The organism is Luteolibacter ambystomatis, from assembly GCF_018137965.1.
GTDB lineage: Bacteria > Verrucomicrobiota > Verrucomicrobiia > Verrucomicrobiales > Akkermansiaceae > Luteolibacter > Luteolibacter ambystomatis.
The window spans coordinates 3,652,412-3,675,178 of the sequence record NZ_CP073100.1 but is presented as its reverse complement, the minus strand read 5'-3'; the positions used below and the strand labels follow the sequence as shown (position 1 = coordinate 3,675,178).

Here is a 22,767-nt window from a genome sequence, read left to right as displayed (position 1 = left end):
GCTTTGGAATTCCGGCGGGCACGCACGAAAAAGCCGCTCCGGGAAACCGGAGCGGCTTTGGAACCAGTCAGTCGGAGTGACCGCTTTCGCGATTACTTCTTCTTGGCGACCTTCTTCGCAGCCTTCTTGGCCGGAGCAGCCTTTTTGGCGGCCTTCTTCGCCGGCTTGGCGGCGGGAGCCTTGGCGGCTTCCTCGATCGCGGCCTGGGCGGCGGCGAGGCGGGCGACCGGCACGCGGTATGGTGAGCAGGACACGTAGTTCAGGCCGAGGGTGTGGCAGAACTTGACGGAATCCGGATCACCACCGTGCTCGCCGCAGATGCCGAGCTTGATGTTCGGACGGGTGCTGCGGCCCTTGGCGACGGCGGTCTCCATGAGCTGGCCCACGCCGGTGGCATCGAGGGTGGCGAAGGGGTTCTTCTTGAACACTTCGTTCTCGATGTAAGGCATGAGGAACGCGCCCATGTCGTCGCGGCTGACGCCGAGCGCGGTCTGGGTGAGGTCGTTGGTGCCGAAGGAGAAGAACTCGGCGCCCTTGGCGATCTCGTCGGCGGTGAGGGCACCGCGCGGGACTTCGATCATGGTGCCGACCTGGTAGTCGAACTTCACCTTCTTCTCGGACATCACTTCCTTGGCGACGCGATGGACGATCTCGGCCTGGAGGTCGAATTCCTTCTGGAAGCCGACGAGCGGGATCATCACTTCCGGCTTCACCTTGATCTTCTTCTTCGCCACGTCAGCGGCGGCTTCGAAGATGGCGCGGGCCTGCATCTCGGTGATTTCCGGATAGGCGATGCCGAGGCGGCAGCCGCGGTGGCCGAGCATCGGGTTGAACTCGTGCAGGTCGTGCACGCGCTGGATGATCTTCTCGACCGGCACGTTGATCTTCTTGGAGAGATCGAGCTGCTGCTCCTTGGAGTGCGGCAGGAACTCGTGAAGCGGCGGGTCGAGGAGGCGGATGGTGGCCGGCAGGCCCTTCAGGGTGGTGAAGATGCCGGTGAAGTCCTCGCGCTGGTAAGGAAGGAGCTTGGCCAGGGCGGCCTTGCGGGCTTCCAGGGTGGTGGCGAGGATCATCTCGCGCATCGCGTCGATGCGGTCGCCTTCGAAGAACATGTGCTCGGTGCGGGTCAGGCCGATGCCGGTGGCACCGAAGGCCACGGCGATGCGGGTCTGCTCCGGCGTGTCGGCATTGGTGCGGACGCCCATCTTGGTCGCCTGTTCGCACCACTTCATGAGCTGGAGGAAGCTCTTGAACTTCTCGGTCTTCTGGGCGGCCTTGTCGTTGCTGACGATGCCGGTGATGATCTCGGACGGAGCGGTCTTGAGCTGGCCGCCGTAGACAGTGCCGGAGGTGCCGTCGATGGAGAGGTAGTCACCTTCCTTGAAGACCTGGCCGGACACGGTGACGGTCTTCTTGTCGTAGTCGATTTCCACGGCGGAAGCACCGCAGATACAGACCTTGCCCATCTGGCGGGCGACGAGAGCGGCGTGGGAGGACACACCGCCCTTGGCGGTGAGGATGCCTTCCGCGGCGATCATGCCGCGAAGGTCTTCCGGGCTGGTCTCGTTGCGGACGAGGAGGACGACTTCACCCTTCTCGGCGGCCGCGGCGGCGCGGTCGGCGTTGAGGTAGATCTTGCCGGAAGCGGCACCCGGACCGGCGGGGAGACCCTTGGCGAGTTCCTTGGCCTTCTTGACCTCGGCGAGGTCGAAGATCGGGGCAAGGAGCTGGTCGAGCTGGTCGGCCGGGTTGCGGAGCACGGCGGTCTTCCAGTCGATGAGCTTCTCCTTGACCATGTCCATGGAGAACTTGAGCGCGGCGGCGGCGGTGCGTTTGCCGTTGCGGGTCTGGAGCATGAACAGCTTGCCTTCCTGCACGGTGAACTCGACGTCCTGCACGTCCTTGAAGTGCTTCTCAAGGATGGTGCGGACCTTCATGAGTTCCGCGAAGGGCTTCGGCATCGCCTTCTTCATGAGGGCGACCGGCTCCGGGGTGCGGACACCGGCGACCACGTCTTCGCCCTGAGCGTTGACGAGGAATTCGCCGTAGAATTCGTTCACGCCGTTGGCGGGGTTGCGGGTGAAGGCCACGCCGGAACCGGAGGTGTCACCGGTGTTGCCGTAGACCATCGCCTGCACGTTCACGGCCGTGCCCCATTCGGCGGGGATGTTGTACTTGCGGCGATAGACGATCGCGCGGTCGTTCATCCAGGAACCGAACACGGCGCCGGCGGCACCGCGGAGCTGGTCCCAGGGATCGTTCGGGAAGCCCTTGCCGGTGCGCTGCTTCACGAGAGCCTTGAAGCGCTTCACCAGCTCCTGCTGGTCTTCGGCGGTGAGATCGGAATCAACGAGATCCTTGCCGTACTTCTCGTGCTTGAAGCCTTCGATGACAACTTCGAAGGGCTCGTGGTCTTCGCCTTCGGCCTTCTGCACGCCGAGAACGACGTCACCGTACATCTGGATGAAGCGGCGGTAGCAGTCCCAGGCGAAGCGCTCGTTCTTGGTGGCGGCGGCGAGGGAAAGGACGGTCTGGTCGTTGAGACCGAGGTTGAGGATGGTGTCCATCATGCCCGGCATCGAGTCACGGGCACCGGAGCGGACGGCGACAAGGAGCGGCATGCCCTTGGCGTCGCCGAACTTGCAGCCCATGATCTTCTCCATGTTGCGCACGCCGGATTCCATCTGGGCCTGGAGCACGGCCGGATAGGTCTTCTTGTGGCCGTAGAAATAGGTGCAGACCTCGGTGGTGATGGTGAATCCCGGAGGCACCGGAAGACCGATGCGGGTCATCTCGGCGAGGTTCGCGCCCTTGCCACCCAGAAGGGCCTTCATGCTGCCGTTGCCGTCGGCTTTGCCATTGCCCCAAGTGTAGACGTACTTGATCTTCTTCTCGGTGGAGGCGGCGGGTTTCGCCGCTTTCTTGACGGACTTCTTGGCAGCCGGTTTGGCGGCCTTCTTTTTCGTTGCCATGTGGTGTTAGTCGGGTTGTGAGACTTCGGGACGGATGAATAAAAGGCAGAGGACCCCATTCGATCCGGCGCAAGGCGCGCGGAGGCTAGCAACAGCCATCCCCGTGTCAATGAACCAGTTGCGCGTAATACGGCGTGTTTTTCCGCGGCGGCCACGCCTTCGTTCCGTGTCCTGCGGTTCACCGGATTTGTTGGATTTCCGGTCTGCGGAAAAGGTCGTGTAGGATTCCGACGTCCGGAAATCGCAAGCACCCTGTTCGCATTGCCAGTCGAAATCCCTCTCAAGTTCGTTGCCCGGGCCGCGGTTCGCGTCCATGCTGCGCACACGATGCCGGAAAACGACGCTCCCCCCGAGAAAGCTCCGCGCAAGCGCCGGCGCTGGAAACGGCGGGTGCTGCTCGTGCTGGCACTGCTGCTGGGGATCAGTCTGGTGGTGCTGAACGGCCCCGGCTGGCGCTGGATCGCCGGCCGCGTGGCCGCGCACTATCTGCCGGAGCTCGGCCTCACCGGCACCGTGGATTTCGGCGGCACACTCAGCAAGGGGGAGATCCTGCTGCGTGGTGTGGATCTGAAAGGCGAGGGCGCGGTGAAGTCCGTGAAGCTGGAGCAGGTGGTGCTGCGCTACCAGCCGTCCCGCGTGATCCACGGCGAGATCGAGGCGGTGCGGATCGACGGGCTGCACGCGGAGCTGGATCTCGACAAACCGTGGCCCGGTCCGAAGAAGCCGAAGGACACGCAGGAAAAATCCGGCGACTTTTCGAAGCTCTCCGAAACGCTGCGCACGTTGCGGCAGCGGATCGTGCCGGTGGAGGCGGATATTTCCGACCTGCGGGTGGCGGTGACCCAGAAAGGCCAGACGGTGTTCGGCCTTGCCTCAATGGATCTCAAGCATGAGTCCGGCGGAGAACGCTTCGCATTGAAACTCGGCGATCTCGCCTTCTCCAACGGCCGCAAGCTGCCCGCACAGGAGACCGCGCTGGTGTGGAGGAACGAGGAGATCGAGGTGGAGAAGGCCTTGCTTCTTCCCGGCATCACTTTGGAAGGAGTGAAGGCCCAACTCCCTGCCAGTGGTGCCCTGACCTATGATGGTGCGATCCGGGTCAATGACGCCCGTTTGTCGGCCACCGGTTCGTTGGAAGAAGCGCGGCTTCGCCTGGCAGATGGCACCTTGGTGGCGAAGCAGACCGCCGCCCTGTTCGGTGCGGAGATTCCCGCCGATGCCACTCTGGAAACGTTCGAGGTGCAGGCGCGAGGATTCAAGGGTGGCCTGAAGACTCTGGACGGCACCGTGCGCGCCGGACTGCGCGGTATTTCTTTTCAGGACTGGCAGGTGCCCGCGCTGCGGTTGAATGGCGAGCTGAAGGGGCCGGACCTGCGTGCGGACGTAAATGCGGAGGCGCTAGGCTCGCCACTTTCGATTGCGGCACGCTCGATGGTTTCTCGGGATGGCGGTCTGAAATTCCAACAGGCCACCGCGGACATCCGCGTCCCGCAGGCAGCCGCGGTGCTTGCGAACCTGCGCACGCGGATGAAGGATCTGAAGGAACCCGGCCCGGTGCCGGAGTCCGCGTTGCAAGGAACGGTCGCCGCTGCCTTCACCGACGGGAAAGTTTCAAAGGCGGATGCCCGCTTCACGCTCGCGCCCGCACATCCGGAGGAAGTCTCGTCACTGGATGTGACCGCAGGCTGGGTGCCGCAGGGTCCGGTGGACGCGCGCGTTGTCATCGATGGCGGACAGATCGATGCGACGGTCGATCCCACCGCACGCCGCTACAAGGGCCGTGCGGCCTTCAATGATTTCACGCCGGATCGTCTGCACGGTTGGCTGGCCGCATTCGCGGTGAAGGTGCCGCCGGAGATGACCCTGAGCGGCACGTGGGAAGGTGAAGGCGGGTTCGGTCCGCGTGATCACAAGGGGCATGCCGTGATCGGGAATTTCATTTCCGCCAAGGCGGCCAATGGTCCGCTCACCGCCGCTGGTGATGTCACTTACGATTGGCCGAAGAACGCCGAGGTTCGAGGACTCACCGTCACGCAGGGGCCGGAGAAGTTCGTCTGCAATGCCAAGCTCGCCGACCAACTGCTCACGCTCGACCAACTCCAGTGGACCGAAGGCACGGAGGTGCTGCTCGATGGCAAGGCCAGCGTTCCAGTGACAGAGAATCCCGCCGACTGGAAGAGCCTGCTCAAACAGACCCGCCCGCTTTCCGTGGACATCGAGTCCCGTGAGCTGGCGCTTTCGAAACTCCATTCCTTCCTGCCGCCGACCACACGCTTTCCGGAAACCGCGCGCGGCAAGCTGGTGATCCGCCTTTCCGGCACACCGGCCGAGCCGCAGATCGACGCCCAGGTGATCGCCCGTGATCTCGGCCTCGCTTCCCAGCCGAAAGTGCCGAAGGCGGATCTCGATCTCACGCTCAAGACCGAAGCGGGTGAACTCAACGTCGCGGGCACGCTCGCGACGCCCGGTTATCCCGCCGCCAATCTCTCCGCGAAGCTGCCATTCCGTCCCGGCGTTTGGGTGGAGAATCCCGCAGTGCTGAAGGACGAGAAACTGGAAGCCGCGGCCCGGGTGCCGAATCTGGAACTCGCGAGATTCGCCGCACTGGCTCCCGGCGTGAAGACGTTGGCCGGATCGTTGAAGGTGGATCTCACGGTGGGCGGCACCATTGGCAAACCGGAGCCGCTGGGTGCGGTGGAACTGAAAGGTGGTGGCGTGACGCTGGCGAGCGAGGCGGTGCCGCCATTGCAGGGCATCGGTCTGAAAGCGAGCGCCAGCCCGGCCGGCATCATCCTGGAGCGTGTCGGTTTACAAATGGACGGCGGCACGTTCGAAGGGCGTGGCAAACTCAACCTCGTCGAAGGCAAGCCATCGGATATCGATGTGACCCTCCGTGGCCGCGCACTGCCTTTGAAGCGCGATGACTCGATGATCATCCGCAGCGACATGGACATCGCGATCCGCGGCCCGTGGCAGACGGCGACGGTGAGTGGCACCGTGGCGATTGTGGACAGCTTGTTCTACCGCGACATCGAGCTGCTGCCCATCGGCGTGCCGTTCAATCAACCATCGGCGCCATCGGTTCCCGCCATCGATACGGCGAAGAAGGATGCCGCGGCGGATGCCCTTCCGGAGCCGTTCCGCAACTGGGGGCTCGCGGTGAAGGCGAAGACCGCGAACGCCTTCCTGATCCGCGGAAACCTCGCCACCGGCCAGGCGATCCTCGATGTCAATGTGGGCGGCACCTTGGGCAAGCCCGCGCCAAAGGGGCAGGCGATCCTCCGCGATGTTTCCGCGAAGTTGCCGTTCAGCACGCTGCTGGTGGAGGAAGGCACCGTCGATTTCCGTCCGGAGGCGCCGTTCGACCCCACGCTCAATATCCGCGGCCGCTCGGTGGTGCGTCCGTACGAGGTGAACGTGTATGTCTATGGTTCGGTCTCGGATCCGAAGGTGCTGACCACCTCCAACCCGCCGATGCCGGAGAGCGAGGTCATGACTCTTCTCGCCACCGGCACCACCACCTCGGGCATCGCCGATCCACAGGCGGCGACCACCCGTGGTGCCCAGTTGCTTATCGAGGAATTGCGGCGCGGACGCATCCGTTTCGCGAAGCGTCTCCAGCCGCTGCTCAAGATTCTGGACCGTGTCGACTTCCAGATCGGCGAGCAGAACCGCTACTCGGGCGAGAAGATGAATTCCGCCACCATCAATCTCGATGACAACTGGCTGATCAGCGCCGGGATGGGCGAGGAAGGCCGCTCGCGCGTCATGCTGATGTACCTCGTCCGTTTCCGATGACCCGGTTCCTCAAACTGCTGCCATTCGCGTTTCTGCCGGCTGCCCCGTTGCGGGCCCAGCAGAAGCAGCCGGGTATTGGCGAGATCTTCCGGGAGATCATCCATGGCGAGCAGGAGGTGGACAGCCGCACCAAGGTCCGCATCGCTGGCACCAAGACGATGTCCGAAGGCGATGCGCTCGCGCTGATCGGAGATCGTCTCGAACACGTGCGCCGCCAGGCTCCCAGCGCTTCGCGCGCGAGCGATGCCGCGTTCATGACGCGGCAGTTGTTCCGCAACCAGGGCTTCAACCAGTGCGACGTGACCTGGAAGATCACCAGCGATTCTTCGATCCAGCTCATCGTCAACGAAGGTCCGCGCCAGGAGCTCGGCGATGTGAAGGTCACGGGCGTGGACAAGGACACTGCGAAGCGCCTGGCGAAACTCTATGCCGTGCCTGCGGAGAAGCGCCGCTTCGGTGCGGGCGAGCGACCGCCGTTCCGCGCCATCGATGTGGACGAAGGCTTGGCGCTTGTGATTTCGGATTTCCACTCGCGGGGTTATTGGACGGCCACTGCCGAGGTGAAGGACCGCAGATTCGAAACGGCGAAGGGCGGCAGGGTGGACATCCTGGTCGAGACGAATCCGGGGCCGTTGCACCAGATCGCCGCGCCCACCATCGAAGGCGCGGGTGGTAATCGCGATGGTGTCGCCCGCGAGGCGGCGGCCTTTACCGGGCTGACCGCGGATACGGCGAACGTCAACGGCCTGCGTGCTGCCATCGAAACCTACTACCGCAAGCGCGGTTTCACCAAGGCGAAGGTGCTTCTGACCAGCGCCATTGCCGGAGGCAAATTCGTTCCCGGGCTGATCGTAGAAGAAGGAAAGAGCTATCAGCTCGGCCGCATCACCTTCGATGGCCTCTCGAAGACGAAGTCGTGGCGCATCCGCCAGCGCGTCAGGGACCTTGAAGGCAAGACGCTGGATGACACGGTGATGGAAAAACGCCTGCGCGGCATGATGGCCACCGGAGCGTTCCAAGCGGTGCGGACCGAACAGATCCCGCGCAACGACGGCGTCATGGACGTCACGTTGCATTTCGAGGAAGGCGAGGCGCGTGGTTATACCATTTCCGCTGGTCTCGGCAGCTACGAGGGGCCGATCGGCGGCGTGACCTACTACGACCGCAATTTCATGGGGCTGCTGTATAATTTCAGCAGCGGGGTGGAAGTATCCGCCCGTTCCATCCTTGGCGAGGTGTCGCTGTCCGATCCCTGGCTGTGGGGCACCGATGCGACCGGCACGGCCCGCCTGTTCCTCCTGACTCACGACAACGAGGGATATAGTACTTGGAAGGCAGGCTTGGAGGCCGGCGTGCTCTATCCGGTGACTCCGCATTACACGGTGGACGGACGCGTCGGCTGGAGCTTCGTGAACACCAACAGCGAGGACATTCCGGGCACCCTGCTGGGTGAGACGGTTTACCAGAATCCCTACATCCGCATCAACCAGCGCCTCGACTACCGCGACAGCGCGGTGCTGCCGACCAAGGGCTGGAAGGTGGAAATGCCGATCGAGTTCGGCTCGGCGATCGGGCAGGTTTCAACCATCTACACGAAGGCCGAGCTTTCGGGCGCATGGTACCATCCGGTCGGGAAGAAAGGTCAGGTGGCATTGGCCGCGCGTGGCGGCGTGATCGCTGCCAGCGGCGAGGACTTCGATCTGCCCATCGACATGCGCTTCTTCCTCGGCGGCGCGAATACCGTGCGCAGCTACCCGGAGCGCGAGATGGGACCGCATTCGCGGACCGGCTATCCCATCGGCGGCGAGGCCTATTGGGTGGCGAATGCCGAGTACATCTACAGCGTCGCCGGAGCCTTGAAATTGGTCGGCTTTCTGGATGCCGGACAGCTTTCGCAACGCGGTGGCGGGGCTGGCAGTGCGTCCGATCCGGACCTGGCCGCGGGCCTCGGCGTGCGCTTCGATCTGCCGGTGGGTCCCGTCCGTTTCGAATACGGGCACAACCTCACGCAGGATCCCGGCGAGCCTTCCGGTGCGTGGCATTTCTCCATCGGCACGACGTTCTGACAGGGCGGGCGATAGCCCGAAAAGACTAGTGGCGGAGACCGGCTCGACAACTCCCGCGCTTCTGCGGTACGGTCGATCAAATGCTTCGGAATCTCGTCCTGCTCTTTTTGTTCGCCGCGATGGCGGAGGCGCAGGACGCCGCACCGCGGTCCGAATTCCTCGTCCGGGTGTGGCAATCGGACGAAGGCCTGCCGGGCAATGTGGTGCGTTCGATCGGCGAGTCCGCGGATGGCCGCCTGTGGATCGCCACTGCTGAAGGCATCTCACGTTTCGATGGGTTGTCGTTCCGGACCGTGGAAACCGGCGGCACCCGCCGCGACCGGAAGTACGACTACTTTCGGATCTTCACTCCGGACGATGGCAGCGTGTGGGTGGCCACCCACAGCTACGGCTTGTTCCGCGTCCGGGAAGACGGACTCGAAAGCGCCTACGAGGGCGATGGCGGAGCCGAGCCGGGCGTCGTGACACGGGTGCTCTCCCACGGTGGATCGGACTATTTCGTCAGAAAGGGGAAACTGTGGCGGATCGGGGGAAATCCTCCGGAAGCGGTGGATCATCCCGCCCCGGATCTGGAGGCTGCGTTTTCTACGGACGTGCAGCGCCAGCAGCAGCGCGGGCGTGGCGAGAACAAGAACCTGCCGGAATTGCTCGTGGATCGTAACGGTGGCGAGTGGAGCATCCGCAACCGCTCGTTGAGCTACCGCGCGCCGGGGGCGGCTTCATCCGTGGTGGTCAAGGAACTGGAAGGTCGTGTCGCCGCCACCGATATGCTGGAGGACCGCGAGGGCAGCATCTGGCTGGCGAACCCGAGCTACGGCTTGGTTCGTATCCGGCACCGTCGTGTGATCCAGCTCCCCCTTCACAATGGTGTCTATGATTCGCCGGCCTTGGCGGCGGTCCAGTCGAAGGATGGCACGTGGTGGATCGCCAATCGCAATGGCGGGGTGGACCGGGTGCGGGATGGCGAGGTGTTCCATGTGCCCATCGTCACCAGCGGCCTTGTTCGCGCCGTGGCCTGCCTCAAGGAAGACCGGCAGGGCCGGCTATGGATCGCCACCCGGGATGCATCGGTGTATCTGTTGAATCCGGAAACCCAGAAGGTCGAGGGGCAGTTCCCGAGCAATCCCGAGCTTTCCAAGATCAATGTGATCGTGGAGGACTCCAATGGACGCTTGTGGTTCGGAGGCAATGGCCGGTTGTTCTGTTGGGACGGATCGAAGGTGGAGAGCTATGCGGACAAGCCGGAATTGTCCGGGATGGAGATCTTCTGCATGGCCTTCGCGCCCTCGGGGATTCTGTACTTGGGAACCACGGATGGCAGGATGTTCACCTTTGACGGCCATGCCTTCCTGCCGCTCGGTGGTCTGCCTCACACGTCCACGCGTGCCTGCATTTCCTCGGTGATCCCGGTATCGTCCGGAGAGGTGTGGGCTTCCACTATTGGTGGCGGCATCCTGCTATGGAAGGACGGACGCTGGCATCGCTTTGGCAGTGCGCAGGGAATTCCGGACGAACGGCTGACCACGCTCACCCTTGAGGATGGCGACTCGCTGTGGATGGGATCGCTCGGTGGCATCCTCCATGTCTCACGGCAGGATCTCATCGACTGCGTGGACGATGGGAAGAAATTCCCACGCTGGCTTCACCTGGATCGTTCCGATGGCCTCCCTACGCGCGAGTGCGTGGGGGGCTCCCGGCCGTGTGTCTTCCGTGCGAATGACGGCTCGCTGTGGTTTCCCACCACCTCAGGGCTGGCGGGCTTGAATCCCCGGCAGATGGAAACACCGCCGGTGCCGCCGGTGATCGTCTTTGAGCCGGTGGAGATCAATGGCGTGTCCCATCCGGTCGGTGCCGCACCGATTGTAGCAGGCCCGGGGTTCGTGCGGCTCGGATTGAACTTCACCGGCGTGAGTCTCAGTGCTCCGGAGAAGGTCACCTATCAGGTGCGGCTGGTGGGTCTTGAGGGGGCTCCGCGTTTCATCGGCAACCACCGCGAGGTGGATTACCAGCCGGTGCCACCGGGGCGCTACCGCTTTGAAGTTTCCGCGACCAACGGGGAAGGGGTGGTCAGCATGCATCCCGCGGTGCTGCCCATCGAGGTGCGCCCCCATTTCTGGCAGAGCATTTGGTTCATCATCACCACCATCGTCGGCGGGTTGGCTCTGGCCCTCGCCATGGGCTGGTTGATTGCAAGGTCTCGCATGAAACACCGCCTCCGGGAGATCCGTGTGCATGGCATGCTGGAGGCGGAGCGTTCGCGCATCTCGCGCGATCTCCACGATGAACTGGGCGCGAGCCTCACCGAAGTATCCATCCTCACCGAACTGGCGGCGGAAGCAAACCACGACGAGAAACTGGGCACCTCGCTGGGCCAGCTCTCGATGAAAGCCAGACAGGCCGTGGGTGCTCTCGATGAAATCGTCTGGGCCACCAATCCCGCCCAGGACAGCCTGGCCTCGCTGGTCGAATACCTGGCGTTCTCCACCCGTGAGTTTCTCAAAGCAGTGGACATTCCCCTGCACACCGACATCGTCCGCGAAGTGCCTGAAGCAATGATCGGTCCGCGCCGCCGTCATCACGTGGTGCTGGCCACCCGCGAGGCACTCAACAACGCGGTGAAGTATGCCGGCTCGGAGTCGATTTCATTGCGGATCGCCATCGAGGACGGCAAACTGGTGGTACGTATCCGCGATGAAGGAAAAGGCTTCCCGATCGAGTATGCGACCGGTGGCAATGGCCTGGCCAACATGCGGAAACGGATGTCCGACTGCGGCGGCGATTGCCTCATTGACAGCATCCCCGGAGCCGGGACCACCGTCACCCTCAGCCTGCCTCTGCCTCCATGACCACTGCCGCCCGCCAACGCAAATCGACCGTCGCCATCGTAGAGGACAACGCGCCTCTTGGCGCGAGCCTGCGGCAGATCGTGGACTCCACCGAAGACCTCCAGTGCGTCGGCGTCTGGGGCACGGGTGAGGACGCGCTCAAGAAGATCGATGCCTTCCGTCCGGACGTCGTCCTCATGGATATCAATCTTCCCGGCATTTCGGGCATCGAGGCGACGGCGCGGGTGAGGCAGGCCTTGCCCGCCATCCAGATCATCATGGTCACCGTGTATGCGGACCACGACATGATCTTCGCCGCGCTCAAAGCCGGGGCGGCCGGGTATCTGCTCAAGCGTTCGTCGCCGTCGGAAGTGCGGGACGCCATCCGCGAGGTACTCAGCGGTGGCGCGCCGATGAGTCCGGAGATCGCACGGCGGGTGGTGGAAACCTTCCGCCAACCGGCCGCAGAGGACACGGCGGACTCCGATCTTTCCTCACGCGAGACCGCGATCCTGGAGAAACTTTGCGAAGGCCTGGCCAACAAGGAAATCGCCGACCGGCTCGGCATCGCGGCGAACACCGTGCGTGTGCATCTCCGCAACATCTACGAGAAACTGCACGTGCGCTCCCGTACCGAAGCCGCGATGAAGTATCTCAAGATCCGTGGTCGGGGAGCGTGATGGTTTCCTTGGGCAATGGCGGAGGGCCTTTCGGTTTCTCTCCCTCCAGTTCGATCTCGCTTTCGAACAGTTCGATGGCGGTCTTCGCGACCTGCGCGGTGTCGTAGTAGGCGTAGGCACCCACGCCGAGCGCCCCGATCACCGGCATCCAGCGTGCGACTCCTTTGCCCACGGCATGCTGGGTCACCTTGAGGCCGACTTTCTTCGCGATACTCTCCAGCACCCGTGTGGAAACCTTCCGCACCAGATAGCGCTCGCCCACGCGCACCACCAGATCCCGCACGGCCTGCGCGGCGGCATGGCGGAACAGGCAATAGATCATCTGCTCGCGGGAAAGCGCGGTCTGCTTGCCATAGGCTCCTGCTATGTCGGCCACCATCTGGCCCTGGATCTTCCATACGGTGGCCAGCTCCGGGAGAATGGTCAGCCAGCCGAGTGGCCCCGGTGGCAGGGCGAAGGCACCGGCCGCGGTCGCCGCTTTCACGGCCGCGCCATTCGCGATGGTCCGTGCGCATTGGGCAGGCGTGCGGCTTTCCGTCAGCTCGGTTTCGGGGACCTTGCCAAGGAAGTGGAGGATGGCCTCGGCGATGCGATTGCCGGGAGCTTCATCGGGCTTGTGGGCGGGTGGTTCCATGCGGTGCCGGAGCATAGCATGGTTTCTCCGCGCTGCCGCCGAATTACGCCGCGCCCACTTGCCGCAGCCATTCCTGCAGGTTGTAGTACATCGTCACTCGCGCGACCTTGCCCTCGCGGAGGGTGAAGAAGGCCCCGGCGGGCAGCACGTAGGTTTGTCCAGCCGCCTCTGGCAGGCCTTCGTCGGTGGCGAGGTAGGTGCCATGAACCGTGAATTCCGCCGCAGCGCGGCTGCCGTCTTCATTGGCGAAGATCACCAGATCCTCCAGTCGCTCGCGATAGCAGCGGTCCATGCGCGTCATGAACGCGCGGAAGACTTCGACGCCGGTCTCGCTGCCGCCTTGGTTCAAGTCATGCACCACATCGTCCGCGAGCAGCGAGAAGAACGTCTCACGGTCCCCGGAATTGAAGGCGGCGTAGTAGCGGGAAAGCAGATCGAGGGCAGCGGCTTGCGACATGCCCTATGCGTGGCCCTTCCCGCTGCGGATGGAAATTCCCGAATGCGAGTCGCGGTTACTTCCGCTTCTTTTTCTGGCCGTGCTTTTTCTTTCCACCGCTCTTGGCCTTGGAGAAAGGTTTCCAACCGTCCGGCTTGGCGGCATCTCCTTCGAACTCCTTTTTGTGGGATTTCTTTGAAGGCTTGGTTGGTTTCGGCGGACGGGAGTCCTTGGGCGGAGTCTTCTTCTTCGTCACCGGCATGTCCGGTTGATTGAACGATCCATGGGTGCCCGCGGCATTCTCAGTGCCCACCGCAATGCGGAAGTCCACGAAACGCCGGACCCGGTCCACGCCGGTGACTTCCAGCGGAATGCGCATCCCGAGCACGATCGACTGGCCTTCCCAGTTCGTCCACGCGCCGCGGTGGCCCTCGAAGCGCCAGCGTCCGCCCGGCAGATCCTCGCGCTTCACCGCGCCGCGGATGCCGAGGTCGGGGATTTCCACAAGCAGCCCCATCGGGCGCACGTCCGTCACCAGGCCATCGAAAACGATCGGATCTTCCAAGTCCGCGACACGGCCGAGGAATTCCATCATCTTGAGCTGCTTCGTCTCGCTCTCGGCATCCGCGGACACGCGTTCGGTGTCCGAGATATGGCGGGAGATTTCGCGGAGGTCGCCTTGGGAGGGCGTGCGGTCGGGATTCTTCGGCGCGTTGTCCAGGAACGGCTGGAGCGCGCGGTGGACGATCAGGTCCGCATAGCGGCGGATCGGACTGGTGAAGTGGCAGTAGTCCGCCTTCGCCAGACCGTAGTGGCCGATGGCGTCCGGCGAATAGGCCGCGCGTTTCAAGCTTTTCAGGAGGCCCAGCTTGATCGCGTGCTCCTCGGGCGAACCCTTGGAATCATCCAGCAGTTTCTGGATGTGCTCGCGGTTGCTGAGATCGCCGGGCTTGTAGCCGTGGAGCTTCGCGGTCTCGCCGAATTCGAAGAGCTTCGAGAAATCCGGGTCCTCGTGAATGCGGTGGACGGCGGGCTTCTGGTTCACCTTCAGCACGCGCGCGACAGCTTCATTCGCCGCGAGCATGCATTCCTCGATGAGCTGGTGGCTGGCGGTGTGTTCCACTGGAATGACTCCGCAGGCACGGCCCTTGTCATCCAGCTTGATGCGGATCTCCGGCATCTCCAGGTCCAGAGCGCCATTGGCAAAGCGGCGGCGGCGCAGCGTGGAAGCCATCTTCCAGGCCTCCTTCACCAGATCCTCCAGCCCAGCTTCGGAGCCTTCCGGCGCGGACTTGCCATCGAGAATCGCCTGGGCCTGTTCGTAGGAAAGTTTCGCGCGGCTGTGGATGACCGCATCCAGGAAGCGCGCCTTCTTGATCTCACCCTTCGGGCTGATTTCCATCAGCGCGCATTTGGTGAGGCGGTCGACATCCGGCTTCAGCGAGCAGATGCCGTTGCTGAGTTCCGGCGGCAGCATCGGCAGCACCCGGTCGACGAGATAGGTGGAGTTGCCGCGCTCGGTGGCTTCCTTGTCGAGCGCGGTGCCAGGCTTCACATAGTGGGAGACGTCCGCGATGTGGACGGCGAGCGTCCAGCCCTTGTCGGTCTTCTCCAACCAGATCGCGTCGTCATGATCCTTCGCGTCCGCAGGGTCGATGGTGATGACCAGCCTGTCCCGCCAATCGGAACGGCGCGCGATTTCCGCTGGCGCGGGTGTTTCCTCGGTGTTGCGGGTTTCATCGATCACCGCTTCCGGGAATGAGGTGCGCAGACCGTGGCGATGGATCACCGCGATGATGTCCACACCGGGATCACCCGGCCAGCCCAGCACCTCCAGAATGCGTCCGCGTGGAGCTTGATCGCGCTTGTCCCATTGTTCGAGTTCCACCACGACCGTCTGCCCGGGCTGCGCGGTGGTATCGCCGTGGAGTTCCACCGGGCCGTCCAACGAGGTGTCCGAGCATTCGACCCACGAGTGCTTGCCCTTTTGCCGGAAGACGCCGACGAGTCGGCCCGAGCGGCGCTCCAGGATCTGCTCGACATGGCCCTTGGCATCATCCTCGGGGGCTTCGGCGAGGTGGCGGTCGCCTTTCTGGTGCCTGCTCTCGCGCTTCGGCGAAGGCATCCGCACGGAAATCCGCACCTTGTCGCCATCCAGCGCGGTGCTGGCATCGCGTCGCGGGACGTAGATGCGGGAGTGTTTTTTGAGATCGATGCCGGTGGCGAGGTTCTGTTCGTCCGCGGCGTTCGGGTAGAAAAACGCGTGGCCCTTCGGATGGAAACGGAGGGTTCCGGTAAGCTGGTCACCTTTCTTGCCGCGCAGTTCGTAGCTGGACTTCTTGCCTTCCACGATCTGTCCCTCATGGACCAGCGCGCGAAGCACCTCCCGCAACTCGCTCCGGGCGGCCGATGGGATCTCCAGCTTTCTCGCCAACTCCGACCGCGTCATCGGGCGGTATTTCGGCGAACGCATCCACTCCAGGACCTGCGTCCGCATCGATTCCTCTGCCATGCCCTAGAGTGCGCAGGAGGCGGGAGCTTCGCAAATCCAAAGCACTTGCCGAAAAAGAAAGATTGCGGGCTAAAAAAGGGAGGGTAGCGTATTTACCATGTCACCTCCCCGAAAGGGGCGTTGTCAGTCTGAAAGAAATCCGCTTGGTTCACGGGTCCATACCTCCATACCTATAGCCAATCATTCCACTGATTCATGAAAACCCACTCGTCCCGCCGCCCTAGCGGCTTTACGCTTGTCGAACTTCTGGTGGTCATCGCGATCATCGTCGTGCTCGCCGCCGCCGGCTTTGGAGCCGCCATGACCGCCATGAAAAAGGCGAAGGCCGTGAAGACCAAGACCGTCGCCACGTCCATCGAGCAGGCCATCAATCAATTCTACAACGAATACAACAAGCTTCCCGACCCCTCCGGCACTCTCAGCGCGGACAGCGATCCGCCGCTTGATACCAGCACCGGCGAGGGCGTGAAGCTTCTCACCATCCTCTTGGGCAAGGAAACCGGAACCGGCGCCGACGTCCAGAATACGAAGCGGATGGTCTTCCTGAACGTGCCGGAAGGAAAGGGCAACAAGGACGGCCTCATCTACGAAGGTGACGAGATCAAAGGTCTCTACGATCCCTTCGGCAGCGGCTACCAGGTGGTGCTCGATGGCGACTACAACGAGGAAATCAAGCCCCCGGAAAACACCTCCGCCAGCGGCAGCACGAGCGCCAGCAATGTTCTGCGCGGCCGCCACTGCATCGTTTACTCGCTCGGCTCCGACAAGAAGGGCAAGGCCGAGGCGATCAAGACGTTCTAATCAGAGCGCAGAGCGCTGGAACCTGATTTTCAAACCCCGCCTGGTTTCACCATGGCGGGGTTTTTCTTGGGCAGAAAGGCGGGTTATTTCCACTCCAGCACCAGCAGCGAAACCGCTTGGCGGGGCAGCGCGAAATGGAGTTCCGCCTGACCGTTCTTCACCGCCACCGTGGCCGGGGTATCCAGCTTGGCGAGTTTTCCGGCCTGCTCCAGTGAGGCATATTGATCCTTGGTCGGCTGTTGGGGAGAGCCAAGCGCCTTCCACAGCGTGTAGGCATTGCTGTGGGTTTCATCGATGCGGTAGTGGCTGACCTGCACCCGTGCGATGCCGGAAGGGAGGCCGGGAATGGCGAGATCCACCGCTGCGTCCGGACCGGAGACGTCATCGTCATGATAGTGCCAGACCAGCACGGCCAGCTTGTGTTGGTCGAGGCTGGCGAGGGCGGAGACATCGGGTTTCGCGCGGACGCCGCTCTTCATCATGTCCTCCAGAGCGATGGCGGCATCGCTTTCGACCGTCAGCCGCTGGCCGGACATCTTGCTGAACATGCGGAAGACATTCAGCACCGGATGGTCGATGCCATTGCTGGCAAGCACGCGGAAACCGGCGAAATACGGTTGGTCCTCGAACTCGAAGGCCCAGGTGAGCGCGCCTTCCAGATTCACGCCATGTTTCGCGGCGAGGTCGTGTTTCCGAGCGAAGCTGGCGGCGGTGTAGCTGGAATACATCGTGCCATTGCGGTAGCCGTTCTGCGGCCCCTGGCAGGCGGCGCAGCCTTCCGGGTCCGACTCGCCGATGACGATGGGCGTGTTCTTGTACTCCGGGAATTTTGCGATCACGGAGAAGGCTCCGTCGATGTCGCGGAGCTGGTGGGAGATGCCCATTTGCACGTGGCCGTTCACGAACTTCGGCTGTCCTTTCGCATGGAAGGAAATCAGATCGAGCGGCGTGCCCTTGCTGCCGGTGAGGGCATTGGTGCCTTCACGGCAGTGCTTGAGGAACTTTTCCAAAGTGCCGCCGCCGGAGCCGCCCGCAGTTTCCGGTCCGCCGATCTTCGCATTCGGAATCGCGCGCCGCACGCCCGCCACGGAGTGGTCGTAGAGCTTGTAGAACTCCTCCTGCGTGCCACGCCAGTAGCCGATGTTCGGCTCGTTCCACAGCTCCCACCACCACGTCTCGACCTCGGCCTTGCCATACTTTTCCACGCAGTGCTTCGCCCACTGGTAGCAGAGTTCCTCCCACTTGCCGTAGTCCTTCGGCGGATAGGTCCAGCCGAGGTAGATGGTGTCGTACTTCGCCTGCGGCGTCCAATGGTGGCGGTAGGGCTCCGGCTTGATCGACAGGGCCTGTGGCATGAAGCCGAGCTGCACATACGGACGCACGCCGCGCTGGAGATAGGTATCGAAGATGCGGTCGGTGATGGTCCAATCGTAGATGGGATTGCCATTGGCATCTTCCGTGTAGGCATTGGTGCTGCCCCACTTCAGGGCCGGGGTGCCATCGCCGGTGGTGAGCAGATTGTGCGCGCGGAAGAAAACCTGCTTCGGTGCCATTTCACCGAGTTCCCCGATCAGCTTCTGGCCGTCCTTCATATAGGCGTAGTTCGGCTCGTCCGCGCCGAAGTAGCGCCAGATCGGACGCAGGGTGCCCTGGGTCTTCGATGCATCCACACGGATGTGGGCGGGAAAGGACTCGGGTTGCTGGGCCTGGCAAAGGGCGGTGGCGAACGCCAGCGCGGCCAAGGTGCGGAAGGCGCGGGAAGGGGATGGCATGAGGTGCATTCTACCACACCCTAGGAAGTCTCCATGGCCGCGTCTTGTAAGCGCGCGACATGAATTTGCATGATTTGGTCGCCCCAAAGAAAAAGCCGCCCCGGTTTCCCGGGACGGCTTTGTGGAATCAGAGGCTTGGCGGGTGGAAACCGCCGGACGACTTAGAAGTCGCCCATGCCGTGGTCGTGGCCGTGGCCACCGGCGGCGGCTTCCTTCTTCTCCGGCTTCTCGGTGATGAGAGCCTCGGTGGTCAGGAGCAGGCCGGCGATGGAGGCGGCGTTCTGCAGCGCGGAACGGGTCACCTTGGTCGGATCGACCACGCCGGAGGCGATGAGGTCTTCGTAGGTGTCGGTGGCGACGTTGTAGCCTTCGGCACCGCCCTTGACGCGGGAGACGATGAGGGCGCCTTCGCGGCCGGCGTTGGCGGCGAGCTGGCGGAGCGGAGCTTCCACCGCACGGGCGATGATCTCGGCACCGGTGGCTTCGTCACCCTTCAGGCCGAGGTTGCCGACGGCGGCCTGGGCGCGGATGAGCGCGGTGCCACCGCCCGGGACGATGCCTTCCTCGACCGCCGCACGGGTGGCGTGGAGGGCGTCTTCGACGCGGGCCTTCTTCTCCTTCATTTCGGTTTCGGTGGCGGCACCGACGTTGATGACGGCCACACCGCCGGCGAGCTTGGCGAGGCGCTCCTGGAGCTTCTCGCGGTCGTAGTCGCTGGTGGTTTCCTCGATCTGGCGGCGGATCTGGTTCACGCGGCCGGTGATGCCGTCGCTGGTGCCGGCACCTTCCACGATCACGGTGTTCTCCTTGGAGATGGTGATGCGCTTGGCGGAGCCGAGGTCGGAGATCTCGACGGACTCGAGCTTGATGCCGAGGTCGTCGGTGATGACCTTGCCACCGGTGAGGACGGCGATGTCTTCGAGCATGGCCTTGCGACGGTCACCGAAGCCCGGAGCCTTCACGGCGGCGACGTTGAGGATGCCGCGGAGCTTGTTCACCACGAGGGCGGCAAGGGCTTCGCCCTCGACGTCTTCCGCGATGATGAGGAACGGGCGGCCGGTCTTGGCGACCTTCTCAAGCAGCGGGAGGAAATCCTTCAGCGAGGAGATCTTCTTCTCGTTGATGAGGATGTACGGGCTGTCGAGCACGGCTTCCATGCTCTCCGCGTCCGTCACGAAGTACGGGGACAGGTAGCCCTTGTCGAACTGCATGCCTTCCACCACGTCGAGCGTGGTTTCGATGCCCTTGGCTTCTTCCACGGTGATGGTGCCGTCCTTGCCGACCTTGTCCATCGCCTCGGCGATGATGTTGCCGATCTCGGCGTCCCAGTTGGCGGACACGGTGGCGACCTGGGCGATCTCCTTGGTGTCGGAAACGGTCTTCGAGATGTTCTTGAGCTGGGCGACGATGGCCTCGGTGGCCTTCTGGATGCCGCGCTGGAGGGAGATCGGGTTGGCACCGGCGGTCACGTTGCGGAGGCCTTCCTTGTAGATGGCTTCGGCGAGCACGGTCGCGGTGGTGGTGCCGTCACCGGCGATGTCGGAGGTCTTCGAGGAGACTTCGCGGATGAGCTGGGCACCCATGTTTTCATACGGGTCCTCGAGCTCGATTTCCTTGGCGACGGAAACGCCGTCCTTGGTGATGGTCGGGGAGCCGAACTTCTTGTCGAGGATGACATTGCGGCCGGCCGGTCCGAGGGTGGCCTTCACGGCCTTGGCGAGTTTCTCAACGCCGCGCAGGAGAGCTTGGCGGGCGGCTTCGTCGAATTGGAGTTGTTTAGCCATTTTGGTTACTGGTTGAAAGTTATAGGTTCTACGTTATAGGATGGGGCCATTCGCGGCAGGTGGGCGGATCGGAAATTCTTTCCGAATAACCTCCAGTCTTTAACGAATAACCGCCGGTCGGCTTCAGCCAACGATGCCGAGGATGTCGCTCTCGTTGATGATGAGCACTTCCTGGCCGTCGATTTTCACTTCGGTGCCGCCGTATTTGGAGATGAGGACCTTGTCGCCCACCTTCACGGTGAATTCGATGGTCTTGCCGTCTTCGTCCTTGCCGCCGGTGCCGAGGGAGAGGACTTCCGCTTCCTGCGGCTTTTCCTTGGCGGTGTCGGGAAGGACGATGCCACCGGCGCTGATCGCGTCGGCTTCGATGCGCTTCACGAGGACACGCTGACCGAGGGGTTTGATGCTAGCCATGTTTGCTGTGTGGTTGTGGGGTTGGTATTACGTTGAGAATGCCGCTCCGCGGCAGCGGTGGCCGCGGAGCGGAAAGATTTCAGGAATCGGGGATCAATCAACAACTTCGGCGTCGACGACCTTGCCCTTGGCCTGCTTCGGCTCTCCGGATTCCGGAGCGGCCTCGGCCTGCGGGGCACCCTGGCCACCGGCGGCCTGCGCTGCTTGGGCGGCTTGGGCGGCTTGGGCGGCTTGGTAGAGCTCGGCGAGCGAGGCTTCGAGGGCCTCGGTGGCAGACTTGATCGCGTCGAGGTTGTCGTTCTTCAGCGCGTCCTTCACGGCGTCCACCTTGCTCTGGATGCCGTCCTTGAGTTCGGCGGGAGCTTCGGCGGGCAGTTCGGAGAGCTGCTTTTCGACCTGGTAAACGAGGTTTTCGGCCTTGTTCTTGGTGTCGACGGCTTCCATGCGCTTCTTGTCTTCCTCGGCGTGGGCCTCGGCTTCCTGCTTGGCGCGCTCGATCTCGTCCTTGGAGAGACCGGAGGAACCCTGGATCGAGATCTTCTGCTCCTTGCCGGACTGCTTGTCCTTCGCGGAGACGTGGAGGATGCCGTTGGCGTCGATATCGAAGGTCACCTCGATCTGCGGCTCACCGCGGCGGGCCGGGTTGATGCCGTCCAGCTTGAAGTTTCCGAGCAGCTTGTTGTCGATGAACATCGGGCGTTCGCCCTGGCAGATGCGGATGTCCACGGCCGGCTGGTTGTCGGACGCGGTGGAGAACACCTGCGACTTCTTGGCCGGGATGGTGGTGTTGCGCTCGATCATCGGCGTGGCGCGGGAGCCTTCGGTTTCGATCGAAAGCGTGAGCGGGGTCACATCGAGGAGGAGCACGTCCTTCACGTCGCCCTTGAGCACGCCGCCCTGGATGGCCGCGCCGATGGCGACGACTTCATCCGGGTTCACACCCTGGTGCGGGGTCTGGCCGGCGAGCTGTTTGGCGGTTTCCACCACCTTCGGCATGCGGGTCATGCCACCCACGAGCACGAGCTCGTCGATCTTCGAGGCATCAAGGCCGGCGGCCGCGAGGCAATCGCGCACCGGCTTCTTGGTGCGCTCGAACAGGCTGTCCGTGAGCTGCTCCAGCTTGGCGCGGGAAAGCGTGAGCTGGATGTGCTTCGGACCGGTCTGGTCCGCGGTGATGAAGGGCAGATTGATGTCGTAGGACTGCGAGGAACTCAGCGCGATCTTCGCCTTTTCCGCTTCCTCCTTGATGCGCTGGAGTGCGTCCGGCTGGCCGGAAAGGTCGATGCCCTGGTCCTTCTTGAACTCGCCGACGATCCACTTGATCAGGGCGTTGTCCCAGTCGTCACCGCCGAGCTGGGTGTCGCCATCGGTGGCGAGCACTTCGAAGACGCCGTCGCCGATCTCCAGCACGGAGATGTCAAAGGTGCCGCCGCCGAGGTCGTACACGGCGATCTTTTCGTCGGCCTTCTTGTCGAGGCCGTAGGCGAGCGCCGCGGCGGTCGGCTCGTTGATGATGCGGAGGACTTCCAGGCCGGCGATTTCACCGGCGGCCTTGGTGGCGTTGCGCTGGGAGTCGTTGAAATAAGCGGGGACCGTGATGACGGCTTGCTTGATCGTTTCGCCGAGTTTGGCTTCGGCATCGGCCTTCAGCTTGCCGAGGACCATCGCGGCGATTTCCTGCGGCGAGTAGGTCTTGGTTTCACCGGCCACTTCCACCTGGATGTGGGCGTCGCCATTCGGACCGGCGACGATGGTGTAGGGCATGTGCTTGTCCGCCTCGGTGAGTTCCGAGTACTTGCGGCCGATCAGGCGCTTGGCGGAGAAAATGGTGTTGCGCGGGTTCGTCACGGCCTGGCGCTTGGCGGCCTGGCCGACGAGGCGTTCGCCGCTCTTCGAGAAGGCGACGACGGAAGGCGTGGTGCGAGCGCCTTCGGAGTTTTCGAGGACGACCGCCTCTCCGCCTTCCATCACGGACATACAGGAGTTGGTGGTGCCGAGGTCGATACCGAGAATTTTTGACATGGTGTGGGGTTCCTTTCTGGGGTGATCCGCCTTGCGGGCGGGATTTGATGC

At 63.3% G+C, this 22,767-nt stretch carries 13 protein-coding genes; 5 read left to right on the top strand and 8 right to left on the bottom strand.

All coding sequences use genetic code 11. The annotated features are described in order from the left end of the window. Positions 1 to 92: 92 nt before the first annotated feature. Positions 93 to 2,972: a pyruvate, phosphate dikinase gene (gene ppdK / locus KBB96_RS13990; RefSeq protein ID WP_211630065.1), complete on the bottom strand. Its 2,880-nt coding sequence runs from the start codon at positions 2,970 to 2,972 to the stop codon at positions 93 to 95. Positions 2,973 to 3,299: 327 nt separating this feature from the next. Here ppdK and KBB96_RS13985 point away from each other — a divergent pair, with 327 nt between their 5' ends. The 4 genes from KBB96_RS13985 to KBB96_RS13970 all read left to right on the top strand — a co-directional run bounded on the left by KBB96_RS13985 (position 3,300) and on the right by KBB96_RS13970 (position 12,341). Further along, positions 3,300 to 6,770: a translocation/assembly module TamB domain-containing protein gene (locus KBB96_RS13985; RefSeq protein WP_211630064.1), complete on the top strand. Its 3,471-nt coding sequence runs from the start codon at positions 3,300 to 3,302 to the stop codon at positions 6,768 to 6,770. Then, entirely contained in the window at positions 6,767 to 8,836 is a 2,070-nt protein-coding gene (locus KBB96_RS13980) for a BamA/OMP85 family outer membrane protein (RefSeq protein WP_211630063.1), read from the top strand. The genes KBB96_RS13985 and KBB96_RS13980 overlap by 4 nt, the downstream gene beginning before the upstream one ends. Before the next feature lie 80 nt (positions 8,837 to 8,916). Next, a complete protein-coding gene (locus KBB96_RS13975; RefSeq protein ID WP_211630062.1) occupies positions 8,917 to 11,682 on the top strand; it encodes a sensor histidine kinase in 2,766 nt (921 codons plus the stop codon). Further along, entirely contained in the window at positions 11,679 to 12,341 is a 663-nt protein-coding gene (locus KBB96_RS13970; RefSeq protein WP_211630061.1) for a response regulator, read from the top strand. The genes KBB96_RS13975 and KBB96_RS13970 overlap by 4 nt, the downstream gene beginning before the upstream one ends. On the opposite strand, the gene KBB96_RS13965 is transcribed toward KBB96_RS13970, so the two are convergent. Genes KBB96_RS13965 through rnr form a run of 3 tightly spaced genes read right to left on the bottom strand, consistent with a single transcriptional unit; the run spans position 12,316 to position 15,923 of the window. Then, entirely contained in the window at positions 12,316 to 12,975 is a 660-nt protein-coding gene (locus tag KBB96_RS13965; protein WP_211630060.1) for an EcsC family protein, read from the bottom strand. The two genes, KBB96_RS13970 and KBB96_RS13965, sit on opposite strands and share 26 nt — an antisense overlap. A gap of 43 nt (positions 12,976 to 13,018) precedes the next feature. After that, positions 13,019 to 13,432 carry a ketosteroid isomerase-related protein gene (locus KBB96_RS13960; protein ID WP_211630059.1) on the bottom strand — a complete coding sequence of 138 codons (414 nt, stop codon included), beginning with the start codon at positions 13,430 to 13,432 and terminating at the stop codon, positions 13,019 to 13,021. A 55-nt stretch (positions 13,433 to 13,487) separates the two neighbouring features. Next, entirely contained in the window at positions 13,488 to 15,923 is a 2,436-nt protein-coding gene (gene rnr, locus KBB96_RS13955; RefSeq protein WP_211630058.1) for a ribonuclease R, read from the bottom strand. Between the two features lie 195 nt (positions 15,924 to 16,118). Between rnr and KBB96_RS13950 the strand changes: the two genes are divergently transcribed. Then, positions 16,119 to 16,724 carry a type II secretion system protein gene (locus KBB96_RS13950; RefSeq protein ID WP_211630057.1) on the top strand — a complete coding sequence of 202 codons (606 nt, stop codon included), beginning with the start codon at positions 16,119 to 16,121 and terminating at the stop codon, positions 16,722 to 16,724. A gap of 83 nt (positions 16,725 to 16,807) precedes the next feature. Here KBB96_RS13950 and KBB96_RS13945 read toward each other — a convergent pair whose 3' ends face one another. The 4 genes from KBB96_RS13945 to dnaK all read right to left on the bottom strand — a co-directional run bounded on the left by KBB96_RS13945 (position 16,808) and on the right by dnaK (position 22,716). After that, a complete protein-coding gene (locus KBB96_RS13945) occupies positions 16,808 to 18,496 on the bottom strand; it encodes a GH39 family glycosyl hydrolase (RefSeq protein ID WP_211630056.1) in 1,689 nt (562 codons plus the stop codon). 161 nt (positions 18,497 to 18,657) lie between these two features. After that, positions 18,658 to 20,280, bottom strand: a complete 1,623-nt coding sequence (gene groL / locus KBB96_RS13940; RefSeq protein ID WP_211630055.1) for a chaperonin GroEL — start codon at positions 20,278 to 20,280, stop codon at positions 18,658 to 18,660. 123 nt (positions 20,281 to 20,403) lie between these two features. Further along, a complete protein-coding gene (locus tag KBB96_RS13935) occupies positions 20,404 to 20,694 on the bottom strand; it encodes a co-chaperone GroES (protein WP_211630054.1) in 291 nt (96 codons plus the stop codon). A gap of 93 nt (positions 20,695 to 20,787) precedes the next feature. Further along, on the bottom strand, positions 20,788 to 22,716 hold the full coding sequence (gene dnaK / locus KBB96_RS13930) for a molecular chaperone DnaK (RefSeq protein WP_211630053.1): 1,929 nt from the start codon (positions 22,714 to 22,716) through the stop codon (positions 20,788 to 20,790). Positions 22,717 to 22,767: the final 51 nt, after the last annotated feature.